At 37.9% G+C, this 21,550-nt stretch carries 19 protein-coding genes; 10 read left to right on the top strand and 9 right to left on the bottom strand.

All coding sequences use genetic code 11. From position 1 onward, the window contains the following. Positions 1–80 precede the first annotated feature (80 nt). A complete protein-coding gene (locus CBW18_RS00980; protein WP_088299398.1) occupies positions 81–1,043 on the top strand; it encodes an acetyl-CoA carboxylase carboxyltransferase subunit alpha in 963 nt (320 codons plus the stop codon). Between the two features lie 496 nt (positions 1,044–1,539). On the opposite strand, the gene CBW18_RS00975 is transcribed toward CBW18_RS00980, so the two are convergent. The 3 genes from CBW18_RS00975 to CBW18_RS00965 all read right to left on the bottom strand — a co-directional run bounded on the left by CBW18_RS00975 (position 1,540) and on the right by CBW18_RS00965 (position 8,629). Then, entirely contained in the window at positions 1,540–2,094 is a 555-nt protein-coding gene (locus CBW18_RS00975) for a transposase (RefSeq protein WP_088299397.1), read from the bottom strand. A gap of 234 nt (positions 2,095–2,328) precedes the next feature. Then, on the bottom strand, positions 2,329–5,376 hold the full coding sequence (locus tag CBW18_RS00970; RefSeq protein ID WP_088299396.1) for a DUF2723 domain-containing protein: 3,048 nt from the start codon (positions 5,374–5,376) through the stop codon (positions 2,329–2,331). Between the two features lie 226 nt (positions 5,377–5,602). Further along, on the bottom strand, positions 5,603–8,629 hold the full coding sequence (locus CBW18_RS00965) for a DUF2723 domain-containing protein (RefSeq protein WP_088299395.1): 3,027 nt from the start codon (positions 8,627–8,629) through the stop codon (positions 5,603–5,605). Positions 8,630–8,996: 367 nt separating this feature from the next. Here CBW18_RS00965 and CBW18_RS00955 point away from each other — a divergent pair, with 367 nt between their 5' ends. From CBW18_RS00955 to CBW18_RS00940, 4 genes are all read left to right on the top strand, one after another. Next, positions 8,997–9,938, top strand: coding sequence for a ribose-phosphate pyrophosphokinase (locus tag CBW18_RS00955; protein WP_088299394.1), 942 nt, complete (start codon positions 8,997–8,999; stop codon positions 9,936–9,938). A gap of 152 nt (positions 9,939–10,090) precedes the next feature. After that, positions 10,091–10,675 (top strand): 50S ribosomal protein L25/general stress protein Ctc, encoded by a 585-nt coding sequence (locus CBW18_RS00950; protein ID WP_088299393.1) that lies wholly within the window; start codon positions 10,091–10,093, stop codon positions 10,673–10,675. A gap of 179 nt (positions 10,676–10,854) precedes the next feature. Further along, positions 10,855–11,415 (top strand): aminoacyl-tRNA hydrolase, encoded by a 561-nt coding sequence (gene pth, locus CBW18_RS00945; protein ID WP_088299392.1) that lies wholly within the window; start codon positions 10,855–10,857, stop codon positions 11,413–11,415. A gap of 31 nt (positions 11,416–11,446) precedes the next feature. After that, positions 11,447–11,731: a hypothetical protein gene (locus tag CBW18_RS00940; RefSeq protein WP_088299391.1), complete on the top strand. Its 285-nt coding sequence runs from the start codon at positions 11,447–11,449 to the stop codon at positions 11,729–11,731. An 88-nt stretch (positions 11,732–11,819) separates the two neighbouring features. Here the strand turns inward: CBW18_RS00940 and CBW18_RS00935 are convergent, their stop codons facing one another. Further along, the gene (locus tag CBW18_RS00935; protein WP_088299390.1) at positions 11,820–12,485 is read right to left on the bottom strand and encodes a tetratricopeptide repeat protein; all 666 of its coding nucleotides are present in this window, start codon (positions 12,483–12,485) and stop codon (positions 11,820–11,822) included. 124 nt (positions 12,486–12,609) lie between these two features. Here CBW18_RS00935 and CBW18_RS00930 point away from each other — a divergent pair, with 124 nt between their 5' ends. Continuing rightward, positions 12,610–13,713: a DNA replication/repair protein RecF gene (locus tag CBW18_RS00930; RefSeq protein WP_088299389.1), complete on the top strand. Its 1,104-nt coding sequence runs from the start codon at positions 12,610–12,612 to the stop codon at positions 13,711–13,713. Then, on the top strand, positions 13,706–13,996 hold the full coding sequence (locus CBW18_RS00925) for a DUF721 domain-containing protein (protein ID WP_088299388.1): 291 nt from the start codon (positions 13,706–13,708) through the stop codon (positions 13,994–13,996). The genes CBW18_RS00930 and CBW18_RS00925 overlap by 8 nt, the downstream gene beginning before the upstream one ends. A 76-nt stretch (positions 13,997–14,072) precedes the next feature. Here CBW18_RS00925 and CBW18_RS21310 read toward each other — a convergent pair whose 3' ends face one another. From CBW18_RS21310 to CBW18_RS00915, 3 genes are all read right to left on the bottom strand, one after another. Then, complete coding sequence (locus tag CBW18_RS21310) at positions 14,073–14,249, bottom strand: hypothetical protein (protein ID WP_172406415.1); 177 nt, start codon at positions 14,247–14,249, stop codon at positions 14,073–14,075. Positions 14,250–14,306: 57 nt separating this feature from the next. Continuing rightward, complete coding sequence (locus CBW18_RS00920) at positions 14,307–15,074, bottom strand: FKBP-type peptidyl-prolyl cis-trans isomerase (protein ID WP_088299387.1); 768 nt, start codon at positions 15,072–15,074, stop codon at positions 14,307–14,309. Positions 15,075–15,205: 131 nt separating this feature from the next. Continuing rightward, a complete protein-coding gene (locus CBW18_RS00915; RefSeq protein WP_025144153.1) occupies positions 15,206–15,625 on the bottom strand; it encodes a nucleoside-diphosphate kinase in 420 nt (139 codons plus the stop codon). A gap of 198 nt (positions 15,626–15,823) precedes the next feature. Here CBW18_RS00915 and CBW18_RS00910 point away from each other — a divergent pair, with 198 nt between their 5' ends. The 3 genes from CBW18_RS00910 to CBW18_RS00900 all read left to right on the top strand — a co-directional run bounded on the left by CBW18_RS00910 (position 15,824) and on the right by CBW18_RS00900 (position 18,854). Beyond that, entirely contained in the window at positions 15,824–16,834 is a 1,011-nt protein-coding gene (locus tag CBW18_RS00910; RefSeq protein ID WP_088299386.1) for a bifunctional oligoribonuclease/PAP phosphatase NrnA, read from the top strand. A 37-nt stretch (positions 16,835–16,871) separates the two neighbouring features. Next, complete coding sequence (locus CBW18_RS00905) at positions 16,872–17,846, top strand: FKBP-type peptidyl-prolyl cis-trans isomerase (protein WP_088299385.1); 975 nt, start codon at positions 16,872–16,874, stop codon at positions 17,844–17,846. A 69-nt stretch (positions 17,847–17,915) separates the two neighbouring features. After that, a complete protein-coding gene (locus CBW18_RS00900) occupies positions 17,916–18,854 on the top strand; it encodes an FKBP-type peptidyl-prolyl cis-trans isomerase (RefSeq protein ID WP_088299384.1) in 939 nt (312 codons plus the stop codon). 206 nt (positions 18,855–19,060) lie between these two features. On the opposite strand, the gene CBW18_RS00895 is transcribed toward CBW18_RS00900, so the two are convergent. After that, positions 19,061–19,534 (bottom strand): CYTH domain-containing protein, encoded by a 474-nt coding sequence (locus CBW18_RS00895; protein WP_088299383.1) that lies wholly within the window; start codon positions 19,532–19,534, stop codon positions 19,061–19,063. After that, on the bottom strand, positions 19,534–21,483 hold the full coding sequence (locus CBW18_RS00890; protein ID WP_088299382.1) for a beta-N-acetylhexosaminidase: 1,950 nt from the start codon (positions 21,481–21,483) through the stop codon (positions 19,534–19,536). The genes CBW18_RS00895 and CBW18_RS00890 overlap by 1 nt, the downstream gene beginning before the upstream one ends. Positions 21,484–21,550 lie beyond the last annotated feature (67 nt).

Here is a 21,550-nt window from a genome sequence, read left to right as displayed (position 1 = left end):
GCAATTTATCTGCTTAAAAATTCAAAGCGTAAACTGTTGCCTGCAAACTAAAAATAAATACTTATTTTTGTGGCTCAATTATGCAGCAAATAAAAACATCATTCGATTTTGAAAAACCTATTGCAGATTTAGTTCAGCAAATAGAAAAGGTTAAGCAGGTTGCCGATAAAACTAAGGTAGATATGTCTGCCACTTTAGATGAGCTTGACGGTAAATTAAATGAAACAACCAATAACTTATATAAAAATTTAACAGGCTGGAATAAGGTTCAGATGAGCCGTCATCCGGATCGTCCGCAAACGCTTGATTATATCAGCATGATTTGTGATGATTTTATTGAGCTTCACGGTGATAGAACGGTTAAAGATGATAAAGCCATTATTGGTGGTTTTGCGACCATAAACGGCCAAACCATAATGGTTATCGGTCATCAGAAGGGCAAAAATACCAAAGAGCGTCAGTTTCGCAACTTCGGTATGGCTAACCCTGAAGGTTACCGCAAAGCTTTACGTTTAATGCGCCTGGCAGAAAAATTTAACAAACCTGTTGTTTCTTTTATTGATACCATGGGTGCTTATCCGGGTTTAGAAGCAGAAGAACGTGGTCAAGGTGAAGCCATTGCCAGAAACTTATTAGAAATGTCTGTACTCCGTGTGCCGATTATCTGTATTGTTGTGGGTGAAGGTGCATCAGGCGGTGCTTTAGGGATTGGTATTGGCGATAAGGTTTATATGTTAGAGCATACCTGGTATTCTGTAATTTCTCCGGAATCTTGTTCATCTATTTTATGGAGAAGCTGGGATTTTAAAGAAAAAGCTGCAGAATGTTTAAAACTAACGTCTGATGATATGTTTGGCAACAAGCTGATTGACGGAATTATTCCGGAGCCGCTTGGAGGTGCGCATCAGGATCCGGAGCTGATGGGCAAAACGTTAAAAGAATACCTGATTAAAGATCTGGCAGCTTTAGGTAAATTAAAAACCGATAAAATGATTGAGCAAAGAATTGATAAATTCTGTGCAATGGGAGTTGTAAACGAATAATCATTAACTACCTATATTTTTGTCCCGTTTGGCCTGGCTGAGCGGGATTTTTTTTTGCAGTTCACGCTCGTTTGAAACGAGCGTGTAAATAGGTTGCCGTATTTTAGGGCATGTAAGGGTAAACTGGTTTTGTATACTTTTACGATAAAATCGTAAGGCTATTATTGCACTTGTTAGAAACAAGCGCAAGCGCTATAGAATTGCTTACGCTCGTTTGAAACGAGCATGTAAATAGGTTGCCGTATTTTACGGCGTGTAAGGGTAAACTGGTTTTGTATACTTTTACGATAAAATCGTAAGGCTATTCTTGCACTTGTTAGAAACAAGCGCAAGCGCTATAGAACGGCTTACGCTCGTTTCAAACAAGCGTATAAATAGGTTGCCGTATTTTACGGCATATAAGGGTAAACTCGTTTTATACACATTTACAATAAAATCGTAGGGCTATTATTGCGCGGCTTTAAAACCGAGCGCAAGTACATATCTTATGCATCTCTCAATCAATGTCTAACAATTCAATTTCTATTGGGCCTCCTAAATTATAATAGTTGGATGCTGAACTATAAATATAATGTTCTGGCTCAGACACTATTCCAGCTCTAACCGGATTTTGATGAATGTAATTCAACTTTTGAAATGTAAAATTTGGACTGATTAATTCAACCGCATGATAACCATCTTGCCAAACTTTATAGTTTTCAATTCGTGTAAGATATTTTCCAGCAAATTCAAATTTATTAAGCAACCATTTCCTGCGACTTTCATTTTCAGAAGATATCTCTTTAATAATAGCCTTGTTTGTGAATTTTTTAAAATCTCTTATGATTTCAAAAAGCTTGACATTTGTATGGGTAGATGCAATAAGATGGATATGATTTGTCATTAAACAGTATGCGTAAAGTATAAGGCCTTTGTTTGATTGGCAATACTTTAAAGAATCCATGATAATTTCTTTATAAGATTGACGGGTGAATATATCCACCCAATCTACAATCGTAAAAGTTAGAAAGTAGATACCTTCCGGATTCCTAGCTTGATACTGATCTGACATTCAATAAAAATATTTATTTATACTGAAAAATCATAATTGCTTACACTCGATTCTAACGAGCGTTTAAATAGTTTGTCGTATTTACGACTTATATGCCAAATTAATCTTTATGCATCTTTTTACGATAAAATCGTAAGGCTATTCTTGCACTCGTTAGAAACGAGCGCAAGCGCAAAAAAAAGCAGCTACAACTAAATGTAACTGCTTTGTAAGCTTATATTTTAATCATTAAGTTTATTGCCCCGGGCCTTGCTGCCCATAATAACCTGAAAATTTAGCCTCCAATCCAGCAAATATTTTTTCCAGTTGTGTGCTTACCTTTTCCTGGCCGGCAGCCTTGCTGGTTTTAATCATTCTGTCTAAATAGTAGAGGCCTGTCTGCACATTTTGCGATCCGGTTAGTGAACGTTTAGACTGCGAAATATCACTCAGGAAAATAAGTTCTTTATTGATATAATCTGCTGATTGTGTTAAAATTTCATTTGCCCTGGCTGTTTCACCTAACTTATACAGATTTTCGGCCATGTAATATTTTACCACTACAGTACGAATGCCAAAGAACCGTTGTGGCATCACTTCATAATATTTATCTACCACTTTTTTAGCTTCGGTATTTTTTCCTTCTTTAATTAAACTTCCGGCGAGGTTACTGAAGATATTGGTGAAAATAAAGGTGTCATCTGATGATTGCGGATCTAAATAAGTGGCAGTTTTCATGTTGCCCCATTTAAACTTGGTCATTACGTTGTTGTAAAGAACTGGAGTATTTAACTGTTCAGCCCTTTCTTCATTATTAGCAGTATCTGGTTTAAGTGGCATCAAGCGTAAGGCCAGGCCTTCACTGTATAAGTATTTATCCAAACCATTGTATTGATCTGAAGGTACAGTAGAGGCAAAATAAATTGGCCTTTTCCAGTTGTTGTGTGCCAGGATATCCAGCATGGCTAAAGTACCTTTAGTAACATACCCTTTGTTGAATGTCCAGTCCATTTCAGGAGTAATTTTTGCTGCATTGGCAGGAGAAACGGTTCCTGTACTGATTACCTGTTGCGGATCAATGGTGATTTTGAAATTTTTAGTAGGCAGGAAGTTAGATTTAGTACCATCCTGCATGGCTACTTTATCATTGTCATCATTGGATAAAAGTAATTCCACGATGTTTTTAAGTTCCACATTACCCGCAATTTTATAATCATCGAAAGGCATTACATCTCTTTCTCCCTGTACATATTGTTCAGGTTTCATGGTGATTGGCAATGGCTCAGATTGATTTTGTTTCTGTCTTAAACCATTAATGTACCAGTCTGTATCGAATAAGCTTAAATTCACAATGCGGACATCAGGGCGAACATTTTCAACCTCCTGGATGTACCAGAGCGGATAAGTGTCATTATCGCCATAAGTAAACAAAATGGCATTGGATGCGCATGACTGAAGATAATCCAGTGCAATATCATGTGCCACCATTTTTGTAGAACGATCGTGATCATCCCAGCCTTGTTCAGCCATAATTACAGGTGCAACCAGTAATCCAATCACGGTAGCGCCAATGGCACCGGCGGTTGGGCTCAGCTTTTTGAGTACCCACTCTCGAATGGCCAGAACCCCGAGTCCAATCCATATCGCGAAGGCATAGAATGAGCCTACATAAGCATAATCACGTTCACGAGGTTCTAAGGGCTTTTGGTTTAAGTATAAAACAATGGCAATACCGGTAAAAAAGAAGAGTAAAGCCACTACACCGGCATCTTTTTGATTGCGTTGAAAATGCCAGATGGCACCTAACAAGCCAATAATCAATGGCAGAAAGAAGAAGCGGTTGTAAGCTTTATTATCAACTGTTGATGGGGGCAAATGACTTTGATCGCCAATTTTCCAAGAGTCAAAAGCTTTAATGCCACTTAACCATTCTCCTTCATAACCGCTTCCCTGACCTTGTTCATCATTCTGGCGGCCAATAAAATTCCATCCGAAATAACGCATATACATGTAACCGATCTGGTAGCTGAATAAGAAACCTACGTTATCTGCCAGGTTTGGCTTTTTAGCATCATCAAGGTGCATCCATTCTTTATAAAATGCGGCATGAGGGGCATCATCGCTATACATACGGGGGAGCAAAGTATTGTTGTTGTATTCGTATTCCGTTTTTGTGCCTGCTTTTTCATACTTATCATTCCCTTTTCTCCAGATGGTTTTTCCCCCCTCTTTAATTCCGGTCCGTTCAGAGTTGTAGTTAGGTCCATAGCCCAGTGGCCTGTCACCATATTGTTCACGGTTAAGGTAGCTTAAAAAGGAGAAAGCATCTTTAGGGGCACTATTATTTAAATTTGGATCAGCTTTTGCCCGGATGATGATCATGGAGAATGAAGCATATCCGAAAATAATGAGTACTGTTGAAATCAAGCCCAGGTTTAATAATTTCTTTTGGTGTTTAATGGAGTACCTGATTCCCCAAACCAATAAACCAATTAATACGATCGCAAAAAACAGCACACCTGTTCCGAAGCCAAGACCTAAAGTGTTCACGAAGAATAAATCGAAATAGGCACCGAAGGAGACTAAATATTGAATAATGCCATATTGAATAACAGCTAAAATTAAGATTCCAGCAATCAGGGTTTTAAAAATACCAGCGGTAGTCGCTTTGCCTGTTCTTCTGAAATAATATACAAAAGCAATTGCCGGAATGGTTAATAAGTTTAGTAAGTGAATACCAATAGATAAACCCATGATATAGGCAATAAATAACAGCCACCTGTCGGCTCTCGGCTCATCGGCATGAGATTCCCATTTTAGAATTGCCCAGAATACAATAGCTGTAAATAAGGATGATTGAGCATAAACTTCTGATTCTACTGCAGAAAACCAGAAACTATCTGAGAAGGTATAAGCCAGCGCACCAACCGCTCCGGCACCCATAATGCTGATTAACGTACTTTTTGAAAGCACCTCGCCTGGTTTAACCAGTGTTTTTTTAGCCAATGCCGTAATCGTCCAGAACAAGAACATGATCGTAGCACCGCTTGATACTGCAGAACCAATGTTCATCCAGTAGGCAATTTTTGTAACATCACCAAAGGCAAAAATAGAGAAGAAGCGTTGGATCATTAAGAATAATGGTGCGCCTGGCTGGTGTACCACCTGCATTCTGTATGCTGATGCGATAAATTCTCCGCAGTCCCAAAAGCTTGCAGAGGGCTCAAGGGTTAAAACATAAGTTATGGTAGCAATTAGAAAGCAGATCCAGCCTACTATATTATTGACTTTAGAATAATTCATTGGTTATTTAATGATATTAAAAAATTGTTTTCACATAAAAATGCTGCCGAAATTAACTATTCTAGTCGATAAAACTGGTAAATTTTTAGATTGATTTAACAAATTTTAACGGCTGCAGGTTATTTTACCAGGTACTTTATTGCCTTTTAAATGTGGTGAAAAAAATAAAAACCCATAAACAGAATCATAGATGCTGATTATGGGTTAGGTTTAAATGTATTTTTACTTAGCTTGAGGCAAATGGGGTAAATCTTTGTATTAATTCGTTGTATTGATTTTCAAGTTGCTTACTCAACCCGTTCTGCTTAAATGTTTGCGTCAGCTTGACCATCTGAGCAAGATAGGTAAGGTAAATACGAACGTTTTGCGCTGATGCGAGTTGATCTTTGCTTTCAGAAACGTCAGCCAGATAGGTCAGCTCTTTGTTGATGTGATTGGCGGATTTGCTGATCATTGCATTTGCCCGGTTTAAATCATTCAAACGATAAAGGCTTTCTGTAAAATAGAAAGTACTTACCACCTGGCGCATGGTATAAAATTTGTCAGGTATCACCTGAAAGTATTGATTTGCTATTTTTTTACCTTCATTAATTTTTCCCTCATCAATTAATTTAGTTAACAGCCCGCTAAACATATTTGAAACATAAGTCACATCATCAGCTGACTGTCTGTCCAGGTGATTCGCATTTTTAATATTGCCGTACCCGTATACGTTCATCAGGTTATTGAACATCGGTTTTGGGTTAATCAGATCCTTACCGTCAGCTTGTGAAGGATCTGATTTCAGCGGCAACAGGTGCTTGTTAAGGCCTTCTGTATATAAGTATTTATCCAGTCCGATGTACTGCTCATCTGGCATAGCACTGGTGAAATATATTGGTCGTTCCCAATTGTTATGGGTTAGAATATCAAACAAAGCTAAGGTACCTTTGCTGACATAATTCCCCGTATATGTCCATTCCATGCTTTCAGCAATTTTTCCTGCATCTTCTTTTGGCACCGTTCCGGTATCTAAAACTTGTTTGGGATTTACTGTTAATTTTAAATTCCGGGTAGGGAGGATATTATATTTAGTGCCATCATTCATCGTTACTTTGTCTGCATCATTATCTGATAGCAATACTTCCAGAATATCTTTTAATTCAACATGTTGTGCAATTTTATAATCCTGGTAATACATGACATCCCGGGTACCGGCAACATATTGTTCTGGTTTAAGGGTTATTGGCAAAGGTTCCGATTGATTCTGTTTCCGCTTCAAACCATCAATATACCAATCGGCAGTAAACAAACTCAGGTTAACCACCCGTACATCCGGACGAACATTTTCCACTTCCTGTGCATACCAAACCGGATAAGTGTCATTATCGCCGTAAGTAAAAAGAATGGCATTAGGCGCACAAGATTCCAGATAATTAACAGCCATATCATGAGCAACATGACTTTCTGAACGGTCATGATCATCCCATCCTTGAACAGCCATCAATACCGGCACCATTAAAATTGCGGTAAATGATGCAAACAGGCCCGCTTTTGCCGGTGAAAGTTTTTGAAAGAGCCAATCTTTCAGCCCTAAAACACCCAGGCCAGTCCAGATGGCAAAGGCATAAAAAGATCCTACATAAGCATAATCTCTTTCGCGGGGTTCTATTGGTACTGAGTTGAGGTAAATCACAATTGCAACTCCGGTAAATACAAACAATAATCCAATTACTCCTGCATCTTTATGATTGCGTTTAAAGTGCCAGATAGCACCAATTAATCCGATAATCAATGGCAGAAAGAAAAAACGGTTATAGGCTTTGTTTTCTGTAATAGATGGTGGCAAATGGCTTTGATTGCCCAGCCTCAAAGCATCAATTGGCTTAACGCCACTTAACCAGGCACCATTAAGGCCTCCTAATTGTCCGTCTTCATTATCTTGCCTGCCCACGAAATTCCACATAAAATAGCGCATGTACATTTGCCCGGTCTGAAAAGAGAACATATAACTTAAATTATCCATTAAAGTTGGTTGATGTGCATCATCAAAACCCATGTAGTTTTTGTAAAAATTGATGTGTTCAGGCTTATCGCTATACATTCGTGGCATTAAAGTTTTGTCAGCAAAAACATATTCTGATCTGGTTCCGGCAGATTCATATTTGTCTTTCCCCTTTCTGTAAAGCGTTCCGGTTTCTTTAATGTCGATTTTTTCTGAATTGTAATTTTCACCATAAAGTAAAGGACGATCACCATACTGAGATCGGTTAACATAGCTTAAAAAGTTAAAAGCATTTTCAGGGTCTGTGTTATTCAAATTTGGTTTCGCATGTGCCCTGATGATTAAAATAGCGAATGAGCTGTAGCCAAAAATGAGCAGCGTTGTAAACAGCAGAATTATGTTCAATGCTTTTTTATGCTTGCGGATAGCGTAATGGATTCCATAAACCAGTCCGCAACTAAGTAATAACACAAAAAATAGAATACCACTGCCAAAGCCAAGACCTAATGTATTTACAAAGAAAAAATCGAAGTTCGCCGCAAATGAGACCAGGTATTGTATAATTCCAAATTGTACAGTTGCCAATGCCAGAATTGATATGACAAAAACTTTAATCACATTTTTCAAGCGGGGATTTGGATGCTTTTTGAAATAATATATGAAGATCAGTGCTGGGATAGCCAATAGGTTTAAAAGATGTATGCCAATCGAAATACCCATCATATACGCTACGAATAGTAACCATCGATCAGCCTTTGGTTCATCTGCATGAGATTCCCACTTTAATATTCCCCATAATACTATTGCGGTGCAGAGCGATGACATGGCATAAACTTCAGCCTCAACGGCCGAGAACCAGAAGCTATCAGAAAAAGCATAAGCCAGCGCGCCTACCAGACCGGCACCCATGATACTGATTAATTTAGAGGTGCTTATTTCTTCTTCTTTTTTAAGAATCGTTTTTTTTGCCAATGCTGTAATGGTCCAGAATAAGAAAAGAATTGTACCTGCGCTTGCCAAAGCTGAAGATACATTCATAAAATAGGCAACCAGCGTTTTATCGCCCAGGGCAAGCGTAGAAAATAACCGCTGGATCATGGAAACCATTGGTGCACCTGGCTGGTGAACAACTTCCATTCTATATGCTGCTGCAATAAATTCTCCGCAATCCCAGAAACTTACAGATTGATCTAAAGTGAGGATATAAGTGAGCGCGGCAATAAAAAAGCACAGCCAACCCATAGCGATGTTGATCTTTGAATAATTCATAGTAAAATTTAGTCTTTGATAATAAATGATTTATGTGGTTCCTGATTAAAAATGTCGTAGAAAAAAATAAAATGTTGCACGGCATATGATGATTTTTTTATCTTTGCAATGCAAAAAGGAAGAGTAAGAAAAAATTGAAAAATTTTTTAAAATGACTCTTGCATATTTCAAATAAGCTTCCTACATTTGCATTCCCTTACGAGGGGTTAACCTCGGGAAAGTTTGTCCGATAGTATAAGGGTAGTACGACAGTTTTTGGTACTGTTTGTCTTGGTTCGAATCCAGGTCGGACAACAAATTTATCATCGGATCGTGTTTTTAAATAACATGATCCGATTTTTTTTAAACCGTAAACTACACACGGATTATGCCATTGCAGTTTAACCCGGTAAAATTATTTTCCGGAACAGGTTCACGAGGACTATCACTGAAAATTGCCGAAAGTTACGGCAAGCCACTTGGTGATGTTACGATCCACAAATTTAGTGATGGAGAATTCCAGCCTTCTTTTGACGAATCAATCCGCGGCTGCGATGTTTTTTTAATCCAATCTACTTATCAGCCTAGTGATAATTTAATGGAACTCTTGTTGATGGTAGATGCGGCTAAAAGGGCATCGGCACATTATATTACGGCAGTTGTTCCTTATTATGGTTTGGCCCGTCAGGATAGAAAGGATAAACCACGTGTAGCAATCGGCGCCAAATTGGTAGCAAACTTATTAAAATCAGCAGGTATCCACCGCATTATGACGATGGATTTGCATGCGGCTCAGATTCAGGGTTTCTTTGATATTCCGGTAGATCACCTGGATGGATCAGTGATTTTTGTACCTTATATTAAAAGTTTAAATCTGCCAAATTTAACCATTGCATCTCCGGATATGGGTGGTTCATACAGGGCCAGAACTTTTGCAAAGTTTTTCAATGCAGAAGTAATTATCTGTGATAAACGCCGTAAACGGGCCAATGAAATTGAATCCATGTCAATTATCGGTGATGTAACCGGGCAGGATGTAGTGTTGATTGACGATATTTGTGATACCGCCGGAACATTATCAAAAGCTGCGGCTTTGATTATGGAAAATGGTGCGGCCAGCGTAAGAGCAGTCTGTACACACGCGGTATTATCTGGTAAAGCCATAGAAACGGTTGAAAATTCTGTGTTAACAGAATTGATCGTAACAGATACCATTCCTTTAAGAATGGAGAGTGAAAAAATTAGAGTGCTGAGTACCGCAAGTTTATTTGCCAGGGCAATTGCCAATGTAAATGAGCACGGTTCAATTAGCGACTTGTTTAAAGTATAGCGTTAAGCGTGTTGCGGTAGGCATTTAAAAGGCCAAAACAACTTATGCTGAACAAAAAGAGAGTTTGAAAAAGTTGAAGGTTAAATAGTTTAGGGCTTAAGGTCTTAATACTCGATACTAAAACTTGCTACTAATAAATAAATATAAATAAAATGAAAACAATCGCAATTAGCGGTTCTCCAAGAGAGAACGTAGGGAAACGCGATGCCAAGGAACTTCGTTACGAAGGTAAGGTTCCGGCGGTATTGTATGGTGGAAAAGAGCAACAACACTTAGCAGTGGTTATTGCTGATTTAAGAGATGTTATTTATACCCCGGAAGTAAATTTTGTGGAAATTGATGTAAACGGTACTAAAACTAAAGCGATCGTTAAAGACACTCAGTTTCACCCGCTTACTGACGTATTAATGCACATCGATTTTCTTCAGTTGTTCGACGAGAAAGAAATCGTTATGGAAATTCCGGTTAAATTAACAGGAACTTCTCCAGGTGTTAAAATGGGGGGTAAATTGATTCAGAAATTACGTAAGTTACGTATCAAAGCATTACCTGCTAACATGCCACAAAATGTTGAAGTAAGCTTAGAAAAATTAGAAGTAGGTAGTTTATACCGTGTGCGTGATCTTAAAGCTGAAGGTTATGCCATTACAAATACTCCTGAAGATACGATCGTTTCTGTTGCAATGTCTAGAGCATTAAAACAAGCAGAAACTGAAGCTGCTAAAGGTAAAAAATAGTACAAGGATTTCACTGATTAAAGTGATTTCACAGATTAAAAGCGGTGCAAAAGCAATTTTGTACCGCTTTTTTATTCAAATTTTTTCTTAACCTACGCTACCCGTCAGAAGCTAAAGTTACTCCCTAGGTTTTATAAAACCCATTTTTCATCTTCCATTAAACATTATATCTTTGCGCCATGAAATATCTGATAGTTGGCTTGGGTAATATTGGTCCGGAGTATGCGCATACAAGGCATAATATTGGATTTGATATTGCTGATGAATTGGTGAAGGGCTTAGGGGGCAGTTTTGATAATATCCGGTTGGCCTATTATGCTGAAGTGAGTTTCAAAGGAAAAAAACTTCATGTCATCAAGCCTACAACTTTTATGAACCTCAGCGGTAAAGCCGTAAATTATTGGATGAAGGAGTTGAAAATTGCTCCTGAAAATGTATTGGTTATTGTTGATGATCTGGCGCTCCCACTGGGTAAACTCCGGTTAAAATTACAAGGCTCAAGTGCTGGTCATAATGGCCTAAAAAGTATAGAGGAAGTTTGTGGCGGACAAAATTATGCCCGTTTAAGATTTGGTATTGGGAATGATTATCCTAAAGGTCGTCAGATCGATTTCGTTTTAGGTCTGTTTGATAAAAATGAACAACTGGAATTGCCTGCGCTTATTGATAAAAGTGTAGAACTGATTAAAAGTTTTGTTACGATTGGTCCGGCACATACCATGACTGCTTTTAATAAATAACATCGAATCATCATTTTTAAACTTCATCTTCATGACTTTCATCGAATTTAAAGATTCCTTAAAATCTGATCATCCGCCCATAGGTTTATCTGTTCCATTAAAGGCACTCTGGTTTGATGGAAAAGGTGATTGGGATCAAGCGCACCATGAAGTAGATCATTTGGATGATGCTATTTCCGCTCTGATTCATGCCTATTTACACCGTAAAGAAGGCGATACCTGGAATGCAGATTATTGGTATAGGAACGCAAAAGAAAGCCGGCCACAAATTTCACTGGAAGAGGAATGGGAACAGTTAGTCGTACGATTTCTATAAAAGCTTTTTTTTCCGAAATAATTAAGATTTCCACCAACGAAAAAAGACCATCTTTCAATGGTCTTTTTTCGTGATATTGTCGTTTAAGTTATTTAACCTGTTCCTGTGCCCTTGCGATATAGGCATCTACCAACTGTGCTTCTGCACTTTCAGGGTATTGTGTCTTGATTTTGGTGTAAGCATCAACCGCACCGTTAAAATCTTTCAAGTTTTCATTTACCAGACCTAGTTTTTTAAGAAACATTGGTGAAGTAAATTTACTGGCTTTGTCTGATGCTTTTTTATAATAAGTAGCAGCTTGCTTGTAGTCTTTCAGTTCGCTATACGCATCACCCAATAAGCCTAAAGCCAATGGATCTGCAACCGGGCTGCCAGTTGCGCTATATTTTCCAAGTGCATCAATAGCTTGTTTATATTCACCTTTACGTAAATAAATTCCGCCAAGATAAAGGTTAGCTAAATTAGCAGATTTAGTATTGTCATATTCATCAGCAATTTGTGCTAAGCCTGGGTAACCGCCTTCACCTTTAACTGCTTTATTGTATAAAGAATCAACACCTACATAAGATTCAGCCTTAAACATTTTGCTTGCTGCCTCTTCAGCACGGCCTTTTAAGTACACATTTTGATACCAAAAATATACACCGATTAATAAAACTACAGCACCTGCGATAAAAAGCAAGCTCTTATTATTTTCCTGTAAAAATGAACCTTTTTTAATAGGTTGAGTAGTCTGGTTATCTGTTGTAGACATGTTTGTTTAAAAAATTAAGATTGCAAAAATACATTTTTCAATCAAAGTATCAACCTTTATTTTGAAGTATTTAATTAAACATTAGTTATTTAGAGGTTAAAAAACGGTAAATTGCGCCATATTTATGTGGTTAAAGAATATTACGCTTTTAAATTTTAAAAACTATTGCGATGCAGATCTCCGATTTTCAGATACTGTAAACGTTTTTACCGGGAACAATGGTTCAGGTAAAACCAACATGCTGGATGCCATTCATTATTTATGCCTGTGTAAAAGTTATTTTAACCCGATTGATGGTCAGCAGATTAAGACCGGAGAAGATCTGTTTATGATTCAGGGTGATTTTGACCGCAATGAAAAAAATGATAAAATTACCTGTGGCGTAAAGAGAAATCAAAAAAAGCAGTTCAAACGGAACAAAAAGGAATACGAAAAACTTGCCGACCATATTGGTTTATTTCCTGTGGTGATGGTTTCTCCATATGATGTGAACCTGATTATGGAAGGTAGTGAGGAGCGCAGGAAATTTATAGATAATGTTATCTCTCAGACCGATTCACATTATCTTGATCAGCTCATTGCCTACAACCGCATTCTTTTAAATAGAAATGCTTTTTTAAAGCAAATCGCCATCACCAGAAAATATGATCCGACATTGCTGGAGATTCTGGATGAGCAACTGGTGATCGCGGGAAACAAAATTTTCGCAACCAGAAAAGCATTTATGGATGAGTTTATTCCACTCTTTAACGACTATTATCAGTACCTTACCGAAAATAAAGAAACAGTTGCCTTAAATTACCAATCGCAATTGTCAGATATGCCATTTGATGAGTTATTGCGAAAATCGGTTGAAAAAGATCGGGTGTTAGAACGCACTACAACCGGTATTCATAAAGATGAGCTCGCTTTTGTCATCAGTGATATGCCGCTGAAAAAATTTGGTTCGCAAGGTCAGCAGAAGTCTTTTTTAATTGCTTTAAAACTGGCGCAATATGCCTACCTGGCAAAAAATAAAGGTTTTAAACCGCTGCTGTTGCTGGATGATATTTTCGATAAGCTGGATGATCACCGGGTACAGAAATTGATGCAAATGGTATCTCACCAGGATTTTGGGCAGATCTTTATTACAGATACCGGAAAAGAAAGAGTAAAATCTGTCTTTGAAAAAATAGAAGTTGATGTAACTTTGTTTGAAGTTAAAGAAGGACAAATAAGCCATGCGTAAGCCGAATGATGTAACGATGAAAGATGCCATCAGCAAAATGCTTGATGTATATCGTTTACGTAGAAAATTTGATGAAACATTCATCCTGGCTATCTGGCCGGAAATTATGGGTACCGCCATTGCAAATAGAACTACACAAATCTATATAAAGGATAAAAAGTTATTTATCAGAATAGAATCATCCGTAATTAAAAATGAACTGGTAATGGTTCGTCAGGGCATTATACAAAAGTTAAATGAACATGCCGGTAGTGTGGTCATCAATGAAATGATATTTCTATAATGGCTTATAAACAGAAAGCGCTGGATGTATAACCCAACGCTTTCTTATTTTGATTCAGCACCAGGTGCCTTTCAAATTAACTTCTTCCGCCGCCAAATATTTTAGCCAGAATCCAGATCACTAGTGCTACTACTATTACGACTACGATTACGCCTGACCAAACGCCGGCTTTGAAAATACCTCCAACAAGTTCACAACTGCTTAAGGTAGTGCATAAAAATGCGATTAATGCTACAGGTAATATCTTTTTCATACTGATGTTATTTTTTTATAGCTAACATCGAATACGAAATAAAGTTTTAATCACGGGCTATTTACCGTTAACTTTTAGCAATTCCACTTCAAAAATTAGAGCGCTATATGGTGGAATATCAGCTCCGGCACCACGCTCGCCGTACGCCAGTTGGTATGGGATAAAAAATTTATATTTAGATCCTGCAGGCATCAATTGTACACCTTCAGTCCATCCTGGAATCACCCTGTTTAACGGAAAGCTGATGGGCTCACCACGATCATATGAGCTGTCAAATTGTTTTCCGTTTAGCAAAGTTCCTTTGTAGTGTACTAAAACAGAATCTGTAGCGATAGGTTTAACGCCTGTTCCAGCGGTTATCACTTCGTATTGCAGTCCACTGGCAGTCGTTTGTACGCCCGCGCGTTTTTTGTTTTCTTCTAAGAAATCTTGTCCTTCTTTTATCATTGGTCCGTATTTAATTTTATTGGCTTCAGCCTCAGCCTTATTTTTAACAGCTGATGCTTTGGTAATGGCTGCATTGATATTTTCCTGAGCCTGTTGTGGTGTTAAGATTAATTTTCCGCCTGTAAATGAATCCTTCAAGCCTTTTATCAGCATCTCATAATTTAAAGCTGATAATCCGGTCGTTTTTAACCCTGCTCCAATAGAGGTTCCGAAGGCATAGCTGGTAGAATCTAACCCAGTTCTTAAACCAGAAATAACCCTGGTGGTTTTAGTTATAGTTGTTTTTTTAGCAACAGGTTTTTTTACGGCTGCTTTTTTTTGTGCATAAGTGGCAATGGAAAGGGTTGAAAGGCAGGCTGCCAGGAGAATTGTTTTCATTTAGTGATTAAGGTGTAATGTTAAAACGGTTATATACGCTGGATATTTTAAGCTTGAAAGATACGAAATTGATAAAACAATAAAACCCCGAAATCTCGGGGTTTTAGCATAAAAATATTTTTTACAATTGATTAGAAACGCTCATCTGCCTTGAAGAAGAAGTTTCCTTCAATCTCCGCGTTTTCATCAGAGTCAGACCCGTGAACGGCATTGGCATCAATTGATTTGGCATATTTCTGACGGATCGTACCTTCTGCCGCTTCAGCAGGATTGGTTGCGCCGATTAATTTTCTGAAATCTTCAATCGCATTGTCTTTTTCAAGGATAGCAGCAACAATTGGTCCTGAAGACATGAAGCTTACTAAATCTTTGTAAAATGGGCGTTCAGCGTGCACCGCATAAAACTGACCGGCAGTTTCATCCGTTAATTTGGTATATTTTAATGCGATGATTTTGAAACCTGCATTGGTAATGTCATTTATGATCGATCCGATGTGGCCGTTTGCAACTGCATCAGGCTTGATCATGGTAAAAGTTCTGTTCGTGCTCATTGTGTTTGAATATCAATTTTTCTGCAAAAATACGTTTTATTGATGAATAATCAACAGCCTTGTATAAGATCATGCTATACTTAATAGTTGTACAATCAGTCATCTTCAGGAAAGCCTTATTCATGATATATCATCCGGCTGTCTTAAAATCCTTTAATCCTATACTAAAAATACTTAGCTTTGCAACGCAAAAAATATATGCTTACACTACCTGAGTTAAAATCTTTACTGGCTACGCCACAACGAATTGTCATTACTACACATCACAAGCCGGATGGAGATGCCATGGGTTCATCACTAGGGCTGTATGGCTATTTAATCCAAAAAGGTCATCATGTAAAAGTCATCACGCCAACTGATTATCCAACTTTTTTACACTGGATGCCTAACAATTCTGATGTAATTATTTATACTGAAGAGCATGAAAAGGCTGCGAAACTGGTAGATGAAGCTGCTTTGATTTTTTGTTTAGACTTTAACACCTTAAGTCGAATTAATGAACTGGGTGAGCTCGTCAGGGCGTCAGGTGCTAAAAAAGTAATGATTGATCATCATTTAGAGCCTGAAGATTTTGATGATTACCGCCATTGGAGCATTAATGCCTGTGCGGCAGCACAGTTGGTATATGACTTTATTGTCAACCAACTGGAAGATAAAGCTGGAATCAATAAAGATGTTGCCGCTTGTTTATACACTGGTATTATGACGGATTCAGGATCGTTTCGTTTCGAATCAGCTACATCTGATGTATACAGAATTGCGGCAGACCTGATTGATTTAGGTGCTGAACACTGGAAAATTCATCAGCAGGTATATGATAATGCCAGTGAAGACCGTTTGAGGTTCCTGGGTTATTGCCTTTCCAATAAATTAGAAATTATCAGGGATTACAATACTGCAATCATTGCTGTCACTAAAGAAGAATTAGTCCGTTTTAACAGTACTACAGGCGATACAGAAGGCGTGGTCAATTATGCGCTTTCCATTAATGGCATCAGGCTGGCAGCACTGATTATTGAGCGCAGTGATAAAGTAAAGCTTTCAGTAAGATCTACCGGTGATTTTCCGGCAAATGAAATCTGTAAAAAATATTTTAATGGTGGCGGACATCGAAATGCTGCCGGTGGTGCCTCAGAAAAACCTTTGGATGCGGTAGTAAACGATTTCAAATCCATTTTAGAAGAGTATAAAAATCAATTAATTGCGTAAAGCAGATAACCAAATTAAATAAAGTTTAAAATACAAAATGAAAAAAGGAATTATTGTTCTTGTAGCTGCAACATTAGGGTTGGCAGCTTGTAACAAAGAAAAAAAAGGTGCTGGTGGTTTATTGTATACCATTCACCATTCTGAAGGAAAAGAGAAAATCAAAGAAGGTGATATCATTAAAATGAATTTCATCCAGAAAAATGATAAAGACTCTGTTTTGGGCAGCACTTATGATAATGAAAATCCACAGGTTTTTCCGGTTCAAAAGAAAATGTATGCTGGTGACATGAATGATGTGTTAACTTTATTTGGAGAAGGTGATAGTGCAACTTTCAAAGTAAATTTGGATACCATGGCTTTTTATAGTAAACAGCCTAAGCCAGAGCAGTTTAAGAATGATAAGTATATTACCTTCACTATCAAGGTAGAAAAAGTTTTCAAAAAGAATAAAGGTGAAGCTGATTCAACCTTCAATAAAAGAGCAAGTGAGTTTTTTCAGGCAGATTTTAAAGCCAGTGCAGAGAAAAAGAAAGGTGCTGAAGAGGGTAAAATTAAAGCTTACGTTTCTGATAACAATTTAAAAACGAAAACTTCTGCAAGTGGTTTACAATATATCATTACAGCACCTGGAAATGCAGAACGTGCACAACTAGGTGATACAGTAACATTAAACTATACCGGAAGATTAGCTAAAAAAGACAGTAAAGGTAAATATCCGGTATTTGATACCAGTGATGAAAAAATTGCCAAAGCTGAAAATAAATTCCAGGCAGGCAGACCATATGGCCCAACTAAAATGGCTTTGGGCGGAACCATTCCAGGTTTTACTGAAGCATTGCAATTGGTTGGTAAAGGTGGAAAAATCACTGCTATCATTCCTTCTAAATTAGGATATGGTGAGCAGGGTGCTCCACAGGTAGGTATTATGCCTTACAACCCAATTGTATTTGATATTGAGATCACAGATATCAAAAAGGCTCCTGCAGCAGCAGCCGCACCGATAAAAAAATAAATTAAATTAAAAAGGTGTTGTTCTTTCTAAGCAACACCTTTTTTTTGTCCCATTAAGTCATAGCAGAAAATGAAAAAAGGAATAATTATGATACTGGCGGCAGCTTTAGGTTTATCTGCCTGTAATAAATTTGAAAAGGGCGAAGGCGACATGACCTATAAAATTTACAATAGCGAAGGGAAACCTAAAATTCAGGAAGGTGATTTCGTTAAGTTAAATGGGATCCAGGTGATTGAAACCAAAAATGGGGATTCTACCCTGGTGAATACTTATGACAATGAAAGACCTGCATTTTTTCCCATCAGCAAATCAATGTTTAAAGGAGACCTGGCTTCTGCCTTAAAATTACTGGGCGAAGGAGATAGTGCTGTTTTTAAATTGAATTTAGATTCTATGGCCAAATATTCAGGTCAGCCTAAACCAACCGGCGCAAAAGATAACTTTTCTACTTTTACCATTAAAATAGAAAAGGTTTTACATAAAACGGCTAATGAGGCTGATTCTATTTTTGAGAAAAAGAAGCGTTCATTTTTTGAAGAAGAATACAAAACTTTAATTGCAAAAAATAAAGCTAATGAGGCTTCGAAAATAGCGAAGTATATTGCTGATAATAACTTGAAAACCCAAAAAACAGCATCGGGTTTGCAATATATCATTGAGGCACCGGGTAATACGCAAAGGGCAACCTTAACTGATACCATCATGGTTGATTATACAGGTCAGTTCACCAATAAAAAGGCCGATGGTAAAATCAACGTTTTTGATACATCAGATGCGAAGGTTGCCAAAGAAGCTGGTATTTACTCGCCAATGGCACAATATGCAGCCCGTCCATTAGTTTTGGGGCAACTGGCTCCGGGATTTATTGAAGGTGTTCAGATGATTGGTGTAGGCGGAAAAATCAAAATCATTATTCCTTCCAAATTAGGTTATGGAGAAAATGGTGGCGGTCCGATTAATCCTTTTACCCCGTTGGTTTTTGATATTTCTTTAAAAGCAATTAAATAAGATATAGCCGGATTGTATCCATAACAGGCGTTTTTATTTTTCATGATAGCCTCAATCGATTTTAATCGATTGAGGCTATCTCATTTCTGATAATTGATTAAGAAAAGGAGGTTGCTCTTTGCATCTCACTACGACTAAACATAAATGGCGATCGCCTTAAGATTGCTTCATATCTCCAAAAAAATCTATTAGCAATAAAAAATTACCTAATCCTCCCAGTCTTTGAAAGGATGAGTAGTTAAACTGGCATTATAATAACGCTTATCACCAGTTACTTCTACATTAATCCATGGTGGACACTCAAAATCTTCGTCTTCAGCTAACAACTCAATTTCTGCTACAATTAATCCTTCATTATCACCAGAAAATACATCTACTTCCCAGGTTTTACCCTGATGGTCAATTTCGTATCTGATTTTTTCCAGTTCACCTTCCGAAAAATGATCAAGCAACTCCTTTGCTTCGGCCAGAGGGATTTCATATTCATATTCCAATCTTGAGGCACCAACCGTAATGCCCTTTATTGTTAGCCAGGCCTTTTCTTCCGCTATTCTTACCCGAATGGTCTTAGCAGGATCATTATGGATATAACCCTGCCTGAGGTTCTTTCCTGCTGGTTTAATAACCTGATGCCATTCTTCGTGATGAAGCAAAAATTTTCTTTCGATTTCGATACCCATTATCTGGCTCTTTTTTGCAAATCAGCAACAGGCATACTGATCATTCTTCCTATAGCCTGTTTTCCCTTATACGTAATCACACGAAGCATAGTTGCATCTTTTGGTGGCGTAATCGCGGTTGTATATTTAGGATAAAAACGATCTGGCATAGAATTGTCGAAGCTATAATAAATGTCTAAGCCATCAATTTCAGGTGTCAATTCAATCATCAATTGTTTATCAGAACTGCGTTTCACTGTAAAAACCGGATCGTAAATAGCAGGTGAATATTTAACTTCAGCTAAATCCAGTCTTTTAAAGTGCTCTTCTGTACGGTCAACGAAACTCGTCCAGTTTTTCTTTTCTATAGGACTCCATATAGCTTCAGAAATTGCAAAGGCACGTGGCCATACCATGTATTGCACCTGGCGGAAGTTGAAAATCTGTTCTGTCCAGAGATTGGCTTGCCCTCCGATGATATATTTAGAATCTGCGCCTGCAGGTATTGGATTGAACTGATACGCTTTATTTAACCGAAGGGAAGCATAAACCTTAGGTTCTGTAATCACATCGGCCTGCATATAATCTAGATAGGCAAATTCAGTTGGGCTCATCACCACGTTATGCTTATCTTTTGAAGCCTCAATGCCATATTTTAAACCCCTCCAGCTCATTACTGATGCTGTAGGTGAAACTCCGCCTTCCAGAATTTCATCCCAGCCCATGAACTTCTTGCCTTTTGAAACCACGATCTGCTCTACACGTTTTTCGAAGTAAGCCTGTACTTGCGGAATGGTTTTTAAACCTTCCCTTTGCATCAGCGCCTTTACCTGGTCATTCTTCTCCCAGAAATTATGAGGGGCTTCATCACCGCCCATGTGTATGTATTCAAAAGGAAAAAGTTTGGCTACTTGTGTAATCACGGAGTCCAGAAAAACATAAACCTTTTCGTTCGCCGGACATAGCGTATTATCTACTAAAGCGAGGGGAGGCGCACCACGGCTCCAATCCATAATCTTTTCACCTGAACGAACCTTGTAATTAACTGCATCCGGAGTGCAGGAAAGTTCCGGATAAGAGGCGATTGCCGCTAAACTGTGTCCGGGAACGTCAATCTCCGGCATGATGTTTACAAAACGATCCTGGGCATATTGTACCAGTTCTTTAATATCTTCCTGTGTATAGAAACCACCATAATTTCTGGGTTCATCAGCGGTTGGCGGAATAAAGTCGCCAAAGGTTCCGGTTTTTTTAACACTCCATGCACCAACCTCGGTTAATTTTGGTAAACCTTTAATCTCAATTCTCCATCCTTCATCATCCGTTAAATGGAAGTGCAGCAGGTTAAATTTATAGCGGACCATGTTATCAATAAACTGCTTTACCTCATCCTTTGTGAAAAAGTGACGTGCAACATCAAACATCAGCCCCCTCCAGCCTAATTTCGGATAATCAACGATATCAACACAGGGTAATTTCCATTTTACGTTTTCGACCAGTTCCTTACTTTCAATAGCTACCGGAAACAGTTGAATCAGTGATTGAACACCCCAGAAAATTCCTGCCGGTTGATTGGCCGTAATGATAATTTGGGTGGGATTCACATTTAATTTATAGCCCTCTGTACCCAACTGTGCATCACTTTGAGTATTCAGTATCAATTTAATTGTTGGATGATTTGCTGTAGAAACGGTGCTCACAAATTTCCCCGTAGCTGTTTTAATTCTTTCTGATAGAAAAGCAATACTTTGTTTTAAACCTTCATTTTTTGATGCCTGAATACTTACGTTTTCAGGTAAGGTAAATTGTCCGGCTTTTTTCATAAGCGATACAGGTTCCGGAATAATGGCAATCTGAGCAGTTGAAACTGCATTTTCAGTATCGCCGATTTCAGTTTCACCGACTAAATTTTGTGCATAAGTATTGGCAGTAAGAATACAGTATGACAACAACAGGAATAGTTTCTTCATTTAAGTATTTAAAATTGAAAATTATTGATCTGCAATTTATTAAAAAGTTAGGAATTAGCCTATTTTC

The sequence above is a fragment of the Pedobacter sp. AJM genome (assembly GCF_002197755.1).
Lineage (GTDB): Bacteria > Bacteroidota > Bacteroidia > Sphingobacteriales > Sphingobacteriaceae > Pedobacter.
This window is presented reverse-complemented; position numbering and strand designations above follow the sequence as displayed.